Below are 14,422 nucleotides of genomic sequence, written 5' to 3'. Positions count from 1 at the left end.
ATACGCGCCGCATCCAGCCGAGGCAAGAGGCCGCCTGATCCACGCGGTGGGCTTTTCGATGCCGTAATGCTATTGAAGCCCGCTATTCCATCCGCCCTTCGCTGCTGCAAAAAAATCCCCCATGTCCAATAGCCCCGCTCCTAACGCCACCGGCGCCGCGCCGCGCCGCTCGCTGGCTGCCACCCTGCTGCCCTGGCTCTGGCCCAGCGACCGGCCCGATCTGCGCCGTCGCGTGCTGGTGGCGCTGGTGTTTCTGCTCGCCGCCAAGCTGATCACCGTGGCGGTGCCCTATATGTTCAAGCGCGCCGTCGATCTGCTGGATGGCCTGCGCGACAACCCGAACATCGCGGTGGGCGCGGTGCTGGGCGTGGTGCTGGCCTATGGCCTGGCGCGGGTGGCCTCGCAGGTTTTCGGCGAGGCGCGGGATGCGGTTTTCGCCAAGGTGGCGCAGGCGGCGATACGCGGCCTGGGCCTAGCGGTGTTCAACCATCTGCACGCCTTGTCGCTGCGCTTCCATCTCGAACGCCAGACCGGCGGCTTGAGCCGGGTGATCGAACGCGGCACCAAGGGCATCCAGTTCGTGCTGCAATTCATGACCTTCAACATCTTCCCCACCATCGTGGAGATACTGCTGGTCGGCGGCATCCTGTGGGTGATGTATGGCTGGCAGTTCATGATCATCACCGTGGGCTCGATCATCGGCTATATCGCCTTCACGCTGCTATTCACCGAATGGCGCACCAAGTATCGCCGCCAGATGAACGACGAAGATCAGCGTGCCAATACCCGCGCTGTAGACAGCCTGCTGAATTACGAGACGGTGAAATACTTCACCAACGAGGCGCATGAGGCGCGGCGGTTCGACGAAGCGCTTGGCCGCTACGAACGCGCGGCGGTGAAAAGCCAGGTCACGCTGTCCATGCTGAATATCGGCCAGGGCGCCATCATCGCGGTGGGTTTGATCGCGGTGATGAGCCTGGCCGCCATCGGCGTGCGCGACGGCAGTATGACCTTGGGCGATTTCGTGCTGGTGAACACCTATCTGATCCAGCTTTACATGCCGCTCAATTTCCTGGGCTTCGCCTATCGCGAGATCAAGCAGGGCCTGGTGGACATGGAAGCCATGTTCAAGCTGCTGGATGTGCCCGCCGAGGTGAGCGACAAGCCCGATGCGCCGGCCTTGGCCGCCGGGCCCGGCCAGGTGACATTCGATGCGGTGGGCTTTGCCTATGAGCCGCGCCGGCAGATTCTCAACGATGTGAGTTTCACCATCCAGCCCGGCCGCAAGCTGGCCGTGGTGGGTGCCTCTGGCGCCGGCAAGAGCACCTTGTCGCGCCTGCTGTTCCGGTTCTACGACGTGACGGCGGGCCGCATCCTGGTGGATGGCCAGGATATCCGCGATGTGGCGCAGAATAGTTTGCGCGCCGCCATCGGCATCGTGCCGCAGGATACGGTGCTGTTCAACGACACGATCTATTACAACATCGCCTATGGTCGGCCCGGCGCCAGCATCGAGGATGTGCGGCAGGCCGCCGAGATGGCGCAGCTGGTGCCGCTGATCGCCCGCCTGCCCGATGGCTACGAAACCATGGTGGGCGAACGCGGCTTGAAATTGTCGGGCGGCGAAAAGCAGCGCGTGGCGATTGCGCGTGCCCTGCTCAAGCGGCCGCGCGTGATGGTGTTCGATGAAGCCACTTCGGCGCTGGATACCCATACCGAACGCGAAATTCAGCAGGCGCTGCTGCGCGCCGCCGAAGGCCTCACCACGCTGGTGATCGCGCATCGGCTGTCCACCGTGGTGGATGCCGACGAAATTATCGTGCTGGAGGGCGGCCGGGTGGCCGAACGCGGCCGGCACGAGGCCTTGCTGGCTGCCGACGGGCTCTATGCCCGGCTCTGGCGCCGCCAGCAGGAAGCCCAGCAGGCGCCGGAATTGGCCGGCTCGCCGTTGCAAAGCCCGGCAAAATCCTTATCTGCATAGAAACCGCCGGCCATGGGAGGCCTTACCCTGCCCCACCAGACAAGCTAGAATGGTGGAATACAGGTGGAAAGCCGCCGTTTATGAGCCGGCCCCATTCTCTAATCGGGTCCGTTCGTAAACAGGCCCGTTATTCTATGCAGGAAGGTTTTCGATGGACACGATCCGTTCAGTACTGGTGCCGATCCACCGCGAGGGCTGGAAGTTCATTGCCCTGTTCGCGCTGGCGACGCTGATCCTGTTCTGGATCGCCACGCCGCTGGGTTGGGTTGGCGTGGTGCTCACCGCCTGGTGCGCCTATTTCTTCCGCGATCCGCCGCGTGTCACGCCCGTGCGCAAGCTGCCGGACGGCACCGATCCGTCGCGCGGCGCCATCATCATCGCGCCGGCCGATGGCGTGGTGCAGATGATCGAACGCGCCGTGCCGCCGGAAGAACTCGGCATGGGCATGGATGCGCGGCTGCGCATCTCGATCTTCATGAATGTGTTCAACGTGCATGTGAATCGCTCGCCGGTCGATGCCGAAGTGGTGGGCCTGGCTTATCGCCCGGGCAAGTTCCTCAATGCCTCGCTGGATAAGGCATCCTCGGATAACGAGCGGCAATCCATGCGGCTGAAGCTGGCCGATGGCAAGGAGCTGGCGGTGGTGCAGATTGCCGGCCTGGTGGCGCGGCGCATCCTGTGCGAAGCGCGCGAAGGCCAAAAGCTGCTGGCCGGCGAACGCTTCGGCCTGATCCGTTTCGGCAGCCGCGTGGATGTGTATCTGGATGATGGCATGGTGCCGCTGGTGGTGACCGGCCAGAGCACGGTGGGCGGCGAAACCGTCATCGCCGTGCAGGATGATGAAGAGGTGCAGCGCGAAGGCGCTGTGCGCTGAGGCCAGGAGGCGGGAGCCTGCCATGCTGATCAAGCCGCCGCATAAGCTGGGACGCCTGCCGCTCAACATGCTGGCGCCGAATATCATCACGGTATTCGCGCTCTGCTCGGGCCTTACGGCGCTCCGCTTCGCAATCCAGGAGCAATGGAAATTCGCCATCCTGGCGATAGCGCTGGCGGCGGTGCTGGATTCGCTGGATGGCCGCGTGGCGCGGCTGCTCAAGGGGTCCAGCCGCTTCGGCGCCGAACTGGATTCGCTGTCGGATTTCCTCTGCTTCGGCGTGGCGCCGGGCATGGTGCTGTATTTCTGGAGCCTGCATACCCTGGGCAACGGCAATACCGGCTGGCTGGTGGTGCTGGCTTTTTCAACCTGCACGGCCTTGCGCCTGGCGCGCTTCAACACCGCGCTGGACGATCCCAACAAGCCGGTCTGGACCGGCAGCTTCTTCACCGGCATCCCCTCGCCGGCCGGCGCCGGCCTGGCGCTGATGTTCATGATCCTCAGCCTGGAAGTGGATAGCGCCTTCCTGCATTCGCCCTGGCTGAACGGCCTGTGGGCGCTGCTGATCGGCGGCCTGATGGTCAGCCGGGTGCCGACCTATTCCTTCAAGCGCGTGAAGGTGAAGCGCGAGGCGGTGCCGCTGGTGCTGCTGGGCGTGGGCGTGCTGGCGGCGCTGTTGCTCAACGAACCCTGGTATACGCTGTTCGCCCTGGGCAGCGCCTATCTGGCAACGATGGTGTTCAGCTTCCGCGCCCATGAAAGACTGCGCCGCACCGATGCCGCCACGGCGGCGGCGGCCCCGGTTACGGCCCCGGCGGAATCCGCGGCGGAAACCCAGGCCGAGCCTGCGAACCCGGCAAATCAATCAGACGACCAGCCGCGTCTGCATTGACGCGGCCTCATCTACGCGCCGGCTGTCCCTTAATGCCGGGTGCCCTTCTCGCGTTGCAGCCTTTCGCGCAGCTTTTCGGCGAAGCGGCCGCCATCCTGGCGCTGGGCCAGGAAGAGTTCCACGCTCAGCATGGCGCGTTCATGGTCGGTGGTGGGCGGCCCCTTGCGGGCCAGCTTTTCGGCGATGCGCAGCAGGTTGGGATCCAGCTTGGCGCGAATGCTCTTGATCAGCCGGGCCAGCTCGATCCGGGGATCACGCCGGCTTTCCGTAGTTGCAGCCTTCTTGGCGCCAGCCTTCTTGTCGGCAGGCGGCTTGTCGGCAATGAACAGCGCACCCGCCAGGCGTTTAAGTATCCCGGGTGATTTCGCGGCAGGCTTGGGTGCGGAGGGTTTGCTCATGCGGACCGGATCGAAGCTTGGCCGGCATTTTGGGCTAAAAGCCTCCGGCTGCAACCTTTTTCTTGTAATTCCGCGAATCGCGATTACCTTTGCGGTATGGCGATCATCGCACCTGTTCCTCCCGGCCTGCTGCCCACGGTTGCCACCGCACCGGGCCAGCCGCAATCCAGCCAGGGCCCCTCCGCCTTGCAGGCAGTGACCCAGGCGGCCGCTATCGGTGTGCGCACGGATACCCGCATGGCTGCCAATGCCTCGGGCAATTCCGGCGGTTCGGCCAATACGCGCGGCGACAAAGGCAAGAATGCCGATAACGGCGCCAATGCCACCGAAGCCCGCACCAATACCGCCCGCCCCGGTCCGCGCCAGCGCGGCATGGGCGGCAAGGCCGATATCAGCGTCTGATCCGCCCCCCCCCCGAATGATAATAGGCCCCGGGTCTGAATGAATAGGCCCCAGGTCTGAACGATAGGCCGTATACCGGCGGCTGATTTTTCAGCAGCGATTTTCGCCTGTGGATAAACTTTATTAACCAAGACAGGCCAATCTTCCGCCCATGATCGAGGATGTGGGGGAGATTGATATGTCGGTGCGTATCAGGCACTTGCGGGCTATTCTTGCGTCGATTAACGAGCAGTTGCTGCAAAGCGACCTGCGGCCCGAGGCGCGGGATTATCTGGAGCGCACCGCTCATTCCTGCCGCGAGACCATCCGCGAATTGGCCACCCGGCTTTAAGGCCTGCCAGCCAAGGCCACAGCCATGCCAACAGCCAGGCCCGGATCGCATCCCAAACTGCTTTCGGGGCAGCGGGCGCTGTTCGATATTCCCGACGATGTGGCCTATCTGAACTGCGCCTATATCGGGCCGCTGCCCAAGCCGGCATTGGCGGCGGGCGAAATGGGCATGGCGCGCAAGGCCACGCCCTGGATCGTGGCGCAGAGCGATTTCTTCACCGAATCCGATGCGATCCGCGCTCTGCTGGGCCGCATGATCAATGCGCCGGGCGATACGCCTGGGCAGGATGTGGCTTTGGTGCCCAGCGTATCCTACGGCATGGCGCAGGCGGCTTCGGCTTTGGGGCCGGGTCTCAAGCCGGGGCAGGAAATCCTGGTGCTGGCCGATCAGTTCCCGTCCAACCTTTATCCGTGGATGCAGTTGGCCGAACAGAAAGCCGCGCGGATCAAGACCGTGCCGCGCCCGGCCGACGACGATTGGACGGCAGCGGTGCTGGAGCAGCTTACGCCTGCGGTGGCGATAGCCGCGCTGCCGCATAATCATTGGACCGATGGCGGCCTGCTGGATCTGGAAGCCATCGGCCGCGCCTGCCGCGCACAGGGCACAGCTTTATGCGTGGATGCCACGCAATCCCTGGGCGCGCTGCCATTCGATGTGGCGAAGATCGATCCCGATTTTCTGGCCATCGGCGGCTATAAATGGCTGCTTGGGCCTTATAGCTACGGTTATCTCTACGTGGCGCCGCGCTGGCAGCAGGCAATGCCGATCGAGCAGAACTGGATCACCCGCAAGGGGTCTGAGGATTTCTCCCGCCTGGTGGATTACCAGGCCGAATACCAGCCCGGTGCCTGCCGCTTCGATGTGGGCGAACGCAGCAATTTCGCCTTGGCGCCGGCCGCCAAGGCATCGTTGGAATTGCTGCTGGATTGGGGCGTGGAAAATATCCAGGCGAGCTTGCGCGTCCGTACCGAACAGATCGCTGCCCGTGCCCGCGATGAACTCGGCCTCACCAGTGTGGCGCCGAATCGGCGCGCCGGGCATTTCCTCGGCCTGCGTTTCAAAGGCGCGCCGCCGGCCGACCTGCCGGCCCGGCTGGCTGCCGCCAAGGTCTATGTCAGCATCCGCGGCCCGGCCATGCGGGTGACGCCGCATCTGTATAACACCGATTCGGATGTGGATCGGCTATTCGCTGTTTTGCGCGACGTGCTTTAGTTGATTGAATTTGCAAACGAATTCAATCTGCCGCGATAAACGGCAAGACGCTTTTTCAGGCAGTTTTGGGCTTGCGCAGAGGGTGGGAAGCGCACCAGGCTGGTCTGGTGTATGGGCAAAAAAAAGGGGCCGCACGATGTGCGGCCCAAGTCTAGGGAGGAAACGCCCGAGAAGGGCATGCAGCAAGCCGGGAAGCGTTGCTGCGATGCAATATATATGGGATTTCATGGTGCGCTGCAAGAGGAAAAAGCAGCGATTCAATAGTGAAATAAATTGCTGTTTTCATTGAGGTATTTTTGCAACACTCGAGAACATAGCTCGAAAATAAGGCCGAGTCGCTGGATTAAAGTCGGATTTTCAGTGTGCGACTGCGAAGTAATTGGTGTGACTTCGGGCTATTATCCCACTTCAAGGCGAGCATACCTGGCTCAGGCCTCGGTGGAATTCCTGCCTGAATTCCAGGCTGCCACCCAGTTGGGCAGTTGCTCCGGCGGCATCGGTTCGGCCAGCAGATAGCCCTGGGCCAGGTCGCAGCCCAGCAATTGGGCGCAATCCCAATCCTCCTGGCGCTCCACGCCCTCGGCCACGGTGCTCATGCCGAGCTGGCGGGCAAGCCGGATCGACGAGGCCATGATTGCCCGGGCAGCTTGGTCATCGGCGGCCGCCACCACGAATTGCCGGTCGATCTTCAGCTCCTCGAAGGGGATGCGCTGCAATTGCTCCAGCGAGGAATAACCGGTGCCGAAATCGTCGATCGACAGGCCGAACCCTTTCAGCCGCAGCCGGGTGAGCACTTCCAGCGCGGCGGCGAGATCTTCGATCAGCCGGCTTTCGGTGACTTCCAGGATCAGGCTGTCGGGCGGCAGGCCGGCCTCGCGGGTGGCTAGAGACAGGCGGTCGGGCAGGTTCAGGCTGCCCAGATTGGCGGTGGACATATTCACCGCCACCTTGAGATTGAACCCCAGGGCGCGCCAGCGCGCGGCTGCCCGCAGGCTCTGGCTCAGCACGGTATGGAACAGCGGATCGGCCGCCGCGCCGCTTTCCGCCACCGGCACGAACCGCCCGGGCATGATGGTGCCGCGCAATGGATGGCGCCAGCGCGCCAGCGCCTCCACCCCCAGCACGGTGCGGCTGCGCATATCCACTTTCGGCTGCACGGCGATCTGAATCTGGCCATCGCGAATGGCATCCAGCAATTCGGCTTCCGTCGGCGCTTCGTCCACCGACGCTTCGGCGCGCTGGCGCTTCTGCCCGGTCTTGCCCAGGATGGCGTTCAGGCCTTCCGCCGTCAGCGGTTTCTCGACATAGCCGACGATATCCAGGTTATGGGCACGGGCCAGGGTTTCGGCGGTGCGCAGCACGCGGATGTTTTCCGCGCTCACCAAAGCCACCTGGCCGGCAAAGCGCCGCGCGCCGAGATGGCGCAGCACCTCGATGCCATCCATCACCGGCATGTTGAGATCCAGCAGGATCAGATCCACCGGATTATTCTCGGTTGCAAGATTATCCAGCGCCGCCAGGGCCAACTCGCCATCGGCATGACTGGTGATGCGGTGCACGCCGCAACGCTGTAGCAGCGCGGTGGCCACATCGCGCATCAGCTTGATGTCGTCCACCACCATCACATGCAGCTTGGCGATATGATCGGCTGCCGGTTCCAGCGCGATATTCCCTGTCGAGAAACGGTGTTGCGAAAGCCCCCTAACGGCTTTGCCCATGGTATTCCGCATTGGGCGCCATCTCAATGGCGGCGGCCATGCGGTTCGACATGTTGAAAAAGCTGGCGGTGGCGGCGATATCCCAGATGTCCTTGTCGGTCCAGCCGGCATCGCGCAAAGCCTGGCGGTCGGCTTCCACGATCTTGTCCGGGCTCTCGGTCAGCTTGGCGGCGAAATCCAGCGCGGCGCGCATCTTGGGCGTCAAATCGGCCACGCGATAATTCATCACCATCTGCTCGCCCAGTTTCGGATCGCCCGATAGCTGGCGCACCGCCGCGCCATGGGCGGTGAGGCAGTAATAGCAATGATTGATGCTGCTCACCGCCACCGCGATCATCTCGCGTTCCAGCTTGCTCAGGCCAGACGGCGCCAGCATCAATTCGTTATACATCTCGGTGAAGCCGCGCAGCTTCTTCTCATCGAAGCTGTAGCTCAGCAGCACATTGGGCACGAAGCCCAGCTTCTCGTCGCATTTGGCGAAATAGGCTTGCGTCGCCGGATCGAGGCTGGCGCGATCCGGGATCGGGATATTCAGCGCATGCGGCTTAATCTTGTCGTTGGCCATGGTTTCCTCCTGGCCCATGGTTTCCTCCTGGGCGGAAACCAAGCCTAGCGCGGATCGAAGCCTTCGCGGAAGCCCCCGACCTGGCCGCGATGGCGCAGCAGGTGGTCGGCCAGCAGGCAGGCCAGCATCGCCTCGCCCACCGGCACGGCGCGCAGGCCGACGCAGGGATCGTGCCGGCCCTTGGTGACGATCTCGGTCTGGTTGCCGAAGCGGTCGATGGTGGCGCGCGGATTGAGAATCGAAGAGGTTGGCTTCACGGCGAAACGCGCGACGATTTCCTGCCCCGTGGAAATGCCGCCCAATATGCCGCCGGCCTGATTGGAGGTGAAACCCGGCAAGCCATCTTCGCCGATGCGCATTTCATCGGCATTGCTTTCGCCGGTGAGCGAAGCAGAGGCGAAGCCGGCGCCGATCTCCACGCCCTTCACGGCATTGATGCTCATCAGCGAGGCGGCGAGTTCGGCATCCAGCTTGCCATAGATCGGTTCGCCCAGGCCGGCGGGAATGCCGGATGCGCGCAATTCGATCACCGCGCCCACGCTGGAGCCGGCCTTGCGGATGGCATCGAGATACTCTTCCCATTCCATCGCGGCTTTGGGATCGGGGCACCAGAACGGATTCTGTTCCACGCTGTCCCAGCGCCAATTGGCCGGATCGATATGTTTCTCGCCCACCTGCACCAGTGCGCCACGGATTTGCACGCCATCGCCCAGCAGGCTGCGCAGCACTTGCCGCGCCACCGCGCCGGCCGCCACGCGCGCGGCGGTTTCGCGCGCCGACGACCGCCCGCCGCCGCGATAATCGCGGATGCCGTATTTGCGCCAATAGGCGTAATCGGCATGGCCCGGGCGGAACTTGTCCTGGATCTCGGAATAATCCTTGCTGCGCTGGTCGGTATTCTCGATCAACAGCGAGACCGGCGTGCCGGTGGTTTTGCCTTCGAACACGCCCGACAGAATCTTCACCTGGTCGGGTTCTCGGCGTTGCGTCACGAAGCGCGAGGTGCCGGGCTTGCGCTTGTCCAGCCAATGCTGAATATCGGCCTCGCTCAGCGGCACCAGCGGCGGCACGCCGTCGATCACGCAGCCCAGCGCGGGACCGTGGCTCTCGCCCCAGGTGGTGACGCGGAAGAGCCGGCCGAAGCTGTTGTCGGACATCGCGCTCAGTCGGCCTTCTTGCCGCCCAGGCTTTGCAGCAATTCAGCCACCGCCGGCGCCTGATCCACCGCCACCATGCCCACGCTGTGATAGCCGCTATCCACGTGATGGGTCTCGCCGGTCACGCCGCCGCCCAGATCGCTGAGCAGGTACAAGCCGGCGCCGCCCACTTCGTCGATGGTGACATTGCGGCGCAGCGGCGCGTTCAGCTCGTTCCATTTCAGGATATAGCGGAAATCGCCGATGCCGCTGGCGGCCAGGGTCTTGATCGGGCCGGCGGAGATCGCATTCACGCGGATGCCGCGCGGGCCGAGATCGGCGGCGAGATAACGCACGCTGGCTTCCAGCGCGGCTTTCGCCACGCCCATCACATTGTAATGCGGCATCACGCGCTCGGCACCGAAATAGGTCAGCGTCACGGCGGAACCGCCTTCGCTCATCAGCTTTTCGGCGCGGTTCATCAGCGCGGTGAAGGAATAGCAGCTCACATTCAGCGACAGCGCGAAATTTTCCGGCGAGGTGTCGACATAGCGGCCCTTCAGCTCTTCCTTGTCGGCATAGGCGATGGCATGCACCAGGAAATCCAGCTTGCCCCATTCCTTGGCAAGCGTGGCGAATACCGCATCCATCGAGGCGGCGTTGGTCACGTCGCATTCCATGGTCAGCTTGGCGCCGATCTGCGCGGCCAGCGGTTCCACGCGCTTTTTCAATGCGTCGCCTTGATAGGTGAAGGCCAGTTCGGCGCCCTGCGCCGCCACCGCCTTGGCGATGCCCCAGGCCAGCGAGCGGTCGTTGGCCACGCCCATGATCAAGCCGCGGCGGCCCTGCATGAGATTGCCGGCCGGAAGGGCAGTGGAAGGCGACATGGAAATCCTCGGAAAAGTCGGATGAATGACAAAACGATGCGTCACGTTACGAAGCGGCGGCAGAGTAACCGAAAAGCCCGGGCGGCGCCAAGCTTCCCCGCCGATTGTCGGCCGCGCCCGGCAAAGCCCGGTTTTGCCCGGGCAGGCCCGCGACCAAACCCCGGAATCGCGGCTGAGCCATGTTGAAAAACCAAGAAAAACAAAAATGCCAGGCTTGAGCGGACCGGGGCTTGCCTGCTGCCCGCCATTGGCCGGCTATGCGCCCGGCATGCGCCCGGCATGCGCCCGGCATGGGCCCAGCATGGGCCGGCCATGATCCAGGCTGGCCATGCGGGTTGCAACCTGGGGGATAGGTTCAGGCCAGGTCCGGTGCCGGCTGACTCTTGCAAGGGGGCGCCGGCTTGTTTCTATTCCTAATCAGGGGTGCAGACTGGTCATCGGCCGTTCGGCTATGGGAAACAAAAAATGCAGGGCGGCAAAAAAATGCAGGGCGGATTGAGCGTATCGGTGCTGACACGGATCATGGCGATCATCGGCGTGGCGGTGATCAGCCTGTTGGCGCAGATGCTGTTGGATGAATTCGATCAGCGCGACGCGCAGGTTGAACAGCGTCGCATCGAATTGCGCAATCTGGTGAATGTGGCCCATGGCGTGATCGACAGCTATGCCACCCAGGCGCGGTCCGGTGCGCTGCCCGAGGCCGAGGCCAAGCAGCGGGCCTTGGCGCAATTGCAGACCCTGCGCTACAGCGGCAACGAATATTTCTGGGTGAACGATCAGGCCCCGGTGCTGCTGATGCATCCCTTCGCGCCGCAACTGGTGGGTAAGAACCTGAGCGATTATGCCGATCCCAACGGCAAGAAGCTGTTCGTGGAATTCGCCAATATCGTGAAGCGCAGCGGCGAAGGCTATGTGGATTATTTCTGGCCCAAGGCCGGGCATGACAAGCCGGTGCCGAAAATCTCCTTCGTGAAAGGCCATGCCGGCTGGGGCTGGATCGTCGGCACCGGGCTTTATCTGGACGATCTGCAGGCCGAGTTCACCCAATCGCTGAAGCAATCGGCCATCGTGGTGGGGTTGAACGGCCTGCTGCTGGTGCTGTTCGGCTATCTGCTGGCGCGTTCGGTGGCCAATCCGTTGCGGCAGATATCGCAGGCGGTGCTGAAACTGGCCGAGCGCGACTGGAGCATCGAGGTGCCGCATACCGGGAAGCGCGACGAGATCGGCGCCATCGCCCGTTCGGTGGAAGTGCTGCGCGGCGCCGGGCGCGAAGCCGATCGCCTGCAGGCGGAAGCCGATGCCATGCGCAGCGAAGCCGACAGGCTGCGTGCGGAACGCGAGGCGCGCGAGGCCGTTGCCGCCGCGCAGATCGCCGAATTGGCGCAATCGGTATCGCGCGGCGAACTCAATCGCCGTATCGACGAGGCCGGCAAGGAAGGCTTCCTGCTCACCGTGTCGCAGCAACTGAATGCGTTGATCAGCCGCCTGCAAAGCGTGACCGGCGAATTGTCCAGCGTGATGCAGGCTTTGGCCGAGGGCGGCGTAAGCCATCGGGTGCGTGGCGATTATGCCGGCGTTTACGGCGACCTGAAGGATGCCGCCAATGGCATGGCCGAACGGCTGGGCGGCTTTGCGCTGCGCCTGGCCGATAGCGCCAACCAGCTGCGCGATGCCGCCGCCGATATTTCCGATGGCAGCCAGGATCTGGCCGCGCGCACCGAAAGCCAGGCCGCCACGCTGGAGCAAACCGCCGCCGCCATGCATGAAGTGACCGCCACGGTGCGGCAGAATGCCGATAATGCCGCTGCCGCCAACCGCTTGTCGGCGGAAGCGCGGCAGACCGCCGAGCAGGGCGGCAATGTGGTGTCGAGCGTGGTGCAGGCGATGGGCGCCATCGAGGAAAGCGCGCGCCGGATCAGCGATATCGTCGGCCTGATCGACGAGATCGCGTTCCAGACCAATCTGCTGGCCTTGAATGCCAGCGTGGAAGCCGCGCGCGCGGGCGAAGCCGGCAAGGGCTTTGCCGTGGTGGCGCAGGAAGTGCGTGCGCTGGCCCAGCGTTCGGCCAATGCCTCGAAGGATATCAAGGCGCTGATCCAGGCCTCCAACAGCCAGGTGAAAAGCGGTGCCGAACTGGCCGGGCGGGCCGGCGGCGCGTTGGACGATATCGTTACCGCGGTGCGCAAGGTCACCGATATCGTGGCCGAGATTGCCTCTGCCAGCGGCGAACAATCCCGTGGCCTGGATGAAGTGAACAAGGCCGTCACCAACATGGACGAGATGACCCAGCGCAATGCCGCGCTGGTGGAAGAAACCCATGCTTCGGCGCAGGCGCTGGCCAGCCAGGCGCAGGAACTGGCCGAGCTGGTCGGTTTCTTCAAGCTGGAATCCGATGGCCGCGAATCACGCCGGGCGCGGCGCATCGAATCCAGCCCGTCGGATCATGTGGTGGCGCAGGGCGTGCGTCTTGCGTTGCGCAACTGGAGCCGTATCGGGCTGTTCATCGGCCCGTTCGACAGCCAGCCGCAAATGGGCGAAACCATGCGTCTGGATGTTACCGTGCAATTGCCCGACCAGGTGCTGCGCTTCACCGCCGATGCCGAAGTGGTGCGCCTGGATGGCCGCTATGCCGGTCTGCGCTATAGCTGCCTGGAAGATTCCGCCAAGCAGCGCATCGCGGCGTATTTCGCGGAGTAACGGCGCGGCGTCTGCCGTCGGGTGGGCCAAGTATTCGGCGGGCCAGGATGCATCACGGTAACGAAACCGGGGATGGCGGGAGTGGAATCGTGCAGCAGCCGCGCGGTTATTCCGATACCGGCGGCGGCTTGGGCGGGCCGTCGATCACGCGGTCTGGCGGGAAATGCACGGTGACGCGGGTGCCCTGGCCGAGATCGCTGCGCAGCGACACGGCGCCGCCATGGGCTTCCATATAGGCACGCACCAGCGCCAGCCCGAGGCCGACGCCGCCGAATTGCCGGCTGCGTGCGGCTTCCACCTGCTCGAAGGGTGCGAAGACCCGTTCGCTATCGGCCGGCGCAATGCCGATGCCGCCATCCTGCACCCAGATATCCAGCCCGCCGCCCACCACCGGCGCAGCGCCGATGGAAACCACGCCGCCGGGCGCGGAGAATTTCAGTGCATTGCCGATCAGGTTCAGCAGGGTCTGGCGCAGCAGCCGCGCATCGGCGCGCAGGCCGGGCAGATCGGCCGGTACTTCGGCATGCACCAGCTTGCCTTCGCCGCTGGGCGCGGCCGAGGCTAGCCGGATGCAGGTGGCGGCCAGATCGGCCACCTTGATGGTGTCGTCGCGCACCGGAATGCGGTTGGCCTCCACGCGGGCGAGATCGAGGATATCGTCGATGATGCCCAGCAGATGCGTGGCGCTGGCATGGATGTCGCGCACATATTCCTGGTATTTCGGCGAGTCCGGGCCATAGAGCTGCTGGCGCACGATATCGGCGAAACCGATCACCGCATTCAGCGGCGTGCGCAATTCGTGGCTCATATTGGCCAGGAAGCTGCTCTTGGCGCGGCTGGCGCGTTCGGCGGCATCGCGGGCGGTGCGCAATTCCACCACCAGGCGTTCCAGCTCGGCATTCTGCCGCGCCAGCAATTCATTGGCCTTATGCTGTTCGGTGATATCCAGCAGGATCAAGGCGCGGTCGCCCTGCTTGGTCTGGCGCAGCAGGCCGCGCACCCAGCGATTGGATGGCAGCAGCAGCGGCGCCTCGCGTTCCAGCGCCGCCAGCGGCAGGCCGCCGGCTTCCAGCAAGGCCTCCAGGCTGGCGCCGGCATGCAGCTTTTCCTGGCCCAGGCCGAGCAATTCGGCCAGCTTGCGGTTCCACAAGGTCAGCCTGCCGGCAGCATCGCAGAGCGCGAAGGCCTCCACGCTTTCGGTTACATCCAGCAGGTTGGCCTGTGCGGCGCGGATGCGATCGTAGAAGCGCAGATTCTGCACCCGCAGCGCCCGGTTCTGTTCGATCACGCTGTAAACCACCCGGCTGGCCGCCACCATGGCGCCGGCAA

At 64.0% G+C, this 14,422-nt stretch carries 13 protein-coding genes; 7 read left to right on the top strand and 6 right to left on the bottom strand.

Translation table 11 applies throughout. The features are described from left to right. Nucleotides 1-121 precede the first annotated feature (121 nt). The 3 genes from KF827_RS09815 (at nucleotide 122) to KF827_RS09805 (ending at nucleotide 3,747) form a co-directional block, all read left to right on the top strand. Entirely contained in the window at nucleotides 122-1,981 is a 1,860-nt protein-coding gene (locus KF827_RS09815) for an ABC transporter ATP-binding protein/permease (RefSeq protein WP_291004220.1), read from the top strand. A gap of 151 nt (nucleotides 1,982-2,132) precedes the next feature. After that, nucleotides 2,133-2,855 (top strand): phosphatidylserine decarboxylase, encoded by a 723-nt coding sequence (locus KF827_RS09810; RefSeq protein WP_291004218.1) that lies wholly within the window; start codon nucleotides 2,133-2,135, stop codon nucleotides 2,853-2,855. Nucleotides 2,856-2,877: 22 nt separating this feature from the next. Next, the gene (locus KF827_RS09805; protein WP_291004215.1) at nucleotides 2,878-3,747 is read left to right on the top strand and encodes a phosphatidylcholine/phosphatidylserine synthase; all 870 of its coding nucleotides are present in this window, start codon (nucleotides 2,878-2,880) and stop codon (nucleotides 3,745-3,747) included. A gap of 29 nt (nucleotides 3,748-3,776) precedes the next feature. Here the strand turns inward: KF827_RS09805 and KF827_RS09800 are convergent, their stop codons facing one another. Then, complete coding sequence (locus KF827_RS09800) at nucleotides 3,777-4,145, bottom strand: hypothetical protein (RefSeq protein WP_291004212.1); 369 nt, start codon at nucleotides 4,143-4,145, stop codon at nucleotides 3,777-3,779. Between the two features lie 96 nt (nucleotides 4,146-4,241). Between KF827_RS09800 and KF827_RS09795 the strand changes: the two genes are divergently transcribed. The 3 genes from KF827_RS09795 to KF827_RS09785 all read left to right on the top strand — a co-directional run bounded on the left by KF827_RS09795 (nucleotide 4,242) and on the right by KF827_RS09785 (nucleotide 6,090). Next, on the top strand, nucleotides 4,242-4,547 hold the full coding sequence (locus tag KF827_RS09795; protein ID WP_291004210.1) for a hypothetical protein: 306 nt from the start codon (nucleotides 4,242-4,244) through the stop codon (nucleotides 4,545-4,547). Between the two features lie 178 nt (nucleotides 4,548-4,725). After that, nucleotides 4,726-4,878, top strand: a complete 153-nt coding sequence (locus KF827_RS09790; RefSeq protein WP_291004207.1) for a hypothetical protein — start codon at nucleotides 4,726-4,728, stop codon at nucleotides 4,876-4,878. Nucleotides 4,879-4,902: 24 nt separating this feature from the next. Next, nucleotides 4,903-6,090: an aminotransferase class V-fold PLP-dependent enzyme gene (locus KF827_RS09785; protein WP_291004204.1), complete on the top strand. Its 1,188-nt coding sequence runs from the start codon at nucleotides 4,903-4,905 to the stop codon at nucleotides 6,088-6,090. A gap of 428 nt (nucleotides 6,091-6,518) precedes the next feature. Here the strand turns inward: KF827_RS09785 and KF827_RS09780 are convergent, their stop codons facing one another. The 4 genes from KF827_RS09780 to fabI are packed head-to-tail and all read right to left on the bottom strand — an operon-like array spanning nucleotide 6,519 to nucleotide 10,396. Further along, nucleotides 6,519-7,808, bottom strand: a complete 1,290-nt coding sequence (locus tag KF827_RS09780) for an EAL domain-containing response regulator (protein WP_291004201.1) — start codon at nucleotides 7,806-7,808, stop codon at nucleotides 6,519-6,521. Then, nucleotides 7,792-8,391: a peroxidase-related enzyme gene (locus KF827_RS09775; RefSeq protein ID WP_291004198.1), complete on the bottom strand. Its 600-nt coding sequence runs from the start codon at nucleotides 8,389-8,391 to the stop codon at nucleotides 7,792-7,794. The genes KF827_RS09780 and KF827_RS09775 overlap by 17 nt, the downstream gene beginning before the upstream one ends. A 26-nt stretch (nucleotides 8,392-8,417) precedes the next feature. Continuing rightward, nucleotides 8,418-9,530 carry a chorismate synthase gene (aroC, locus tag KF827_RS09770; protein WP_291004195.1) on the bottom strand — a complete coding sequence of 371 codons (1,113 nt, stop codon included), beginning with the start codon at nucleotides 9,528-9,530 and terminating at the stop codon, nucleotides 8,418-8,420. Nucleotides 9,531-9,535: 5 nt separating this feature from the next. Continuing rightward, entirely contained in the window at nucleotides 9,536-10,396 is an 861-nt protein-coding gene (gene fabI / locus KF827_RS09765; RefSeq protein ID WP_291004193.1) for an enoyl-ACP reductase FabI, read from the bottom strand. Between the two features lie 465 nt (nucleotides 10,397-10,861). On the opposite strand from fabI, the gene KF827_RS09760 reads away from it, so the two are divergent. Next, nucleotides 10,862-13,093, top strand: coding sequence for a methyl-accepting chemotaxis protein (locus tag KF827_RS09760; RefSeq protein WP_291004190.1), 2,232 nt, complete (start codon nucleotides 10,862-10,864; stop codon nucleotides 13,091-13,093). A gap of 106 nt (nucleotides 13,094-13,199) precedes the next feature. Here KF827_RS09760 and KF827_RS09755 read toward each other — a convergent pair. Continuing rightward, nucleotides 13,200-14,422: HAMP domain-containing sensor histidine kinase (locus KF827_RS09755; RefSeq protein WP_291004186.1), on the bottom strand; the 1,223-nt coding region annotated here is incomplete at its 5' end.

This window comes from Ferrovibrio sp., assembly GCF_019636075.1.
Lineage (GTDB): Bacteria > Pseudomonadota > Alphaproteobacteria > Ferrovibrionales > Ferrovibrionaceae > Ferrovibrio.
The sequence above is the reverse complement of the archived record's forward strand: the minus strand, read 5'-3'. Positions and strand labels throughout refer to the sequence as shown.

Excerpts from the sequence above, each read along its gene's own strand:
- KF827_RS09815 (WP_291004220.1), top strand. The coding sequence starts at position 122 with ATGTCCAATAGCCCCGCTCCTAACGCCACCGGCGCCGCGCCGCGCCGC.
- KF827_RS09810 (WP_291004218.1), top strand. The coding sequence starts at position 2,133 with ATGGACACGATCCGTTCAGTACTGGTGCCGATCCACCGCGAGGGCTGG.
- KF827_RS09805 (WP_291004215.1), top strand. The coding sequence starts at position 2,878 with ATGCTGATCAAGCCGCCGCATAAGCTGGGACGCCTGCCGCTCAACATG.
- KF827_RS09800 (WP_291004212.1), bottom strand. The coding sequence starts at position 4,145 with ATGAGCAAACCCTCCGCACCCAAGCCTGCCGCGAAATCACCCGGGATA.
- KF827_RS09795 (WP_291004210.1), top strand. The coding sequence starts at position 4,242 with ATGGCGATCATCGCACCTGTTCCTCCCGGCCTGCTGCCCACGGTTGCC.
- KF827_RS09790 (WP_291004207.1), top strand. The coding sequence starts at position 4,726 with ATGTCGGTGCGTATCAGGCACTTGCGGGCTATTCTTGCGTCGATTAAC.
- KF827_RS09785 (WP_291004204.1), top strand. The coding sequence starts at position 4,903 with ATGCCAACAGCCAGGCCCGGATCGCATCCCAAACTGCTTTCGGGGCAG.
- KF827_RS09780 (WP_291004201.1), bottom strand. The coding sequence starts at position 7,808 with ATGGGCAAAGCCGTTAGGGGGCTTTCGCAACACCGTTTCTCGACAGGG.
- KF827_RS09775 (WP_291004198.1), bottom strand. The coding sequence starts at position 8,391 with ATGGGCCAGGAGGAAACCATGGCCAACGACAAGATTAAGCCGCATGCG.
- aroC (WP_291004195.1), bottom strand. The coding sequence starts at position 9,530 with ATGTCCGACAACAGCTTCGGCCGGCTCTTCCGCGTCACCACCTGGGGC.
- fabI (WP_291004193.1), bottom strand. The coding sequence starts at position 10,396 with ATGTCGCCTTCCACTGCCCTTCCGGCCGGCAATCTCATGCAGGGCCGC.
- KF827_RS09760 (WP_291004190.1), top strand. The coding sequence starts at position 10,862 with ATGCAGGGCGGCAAAAAAATGCAGGGCGGATTGAGCGTATCGGTGCTG.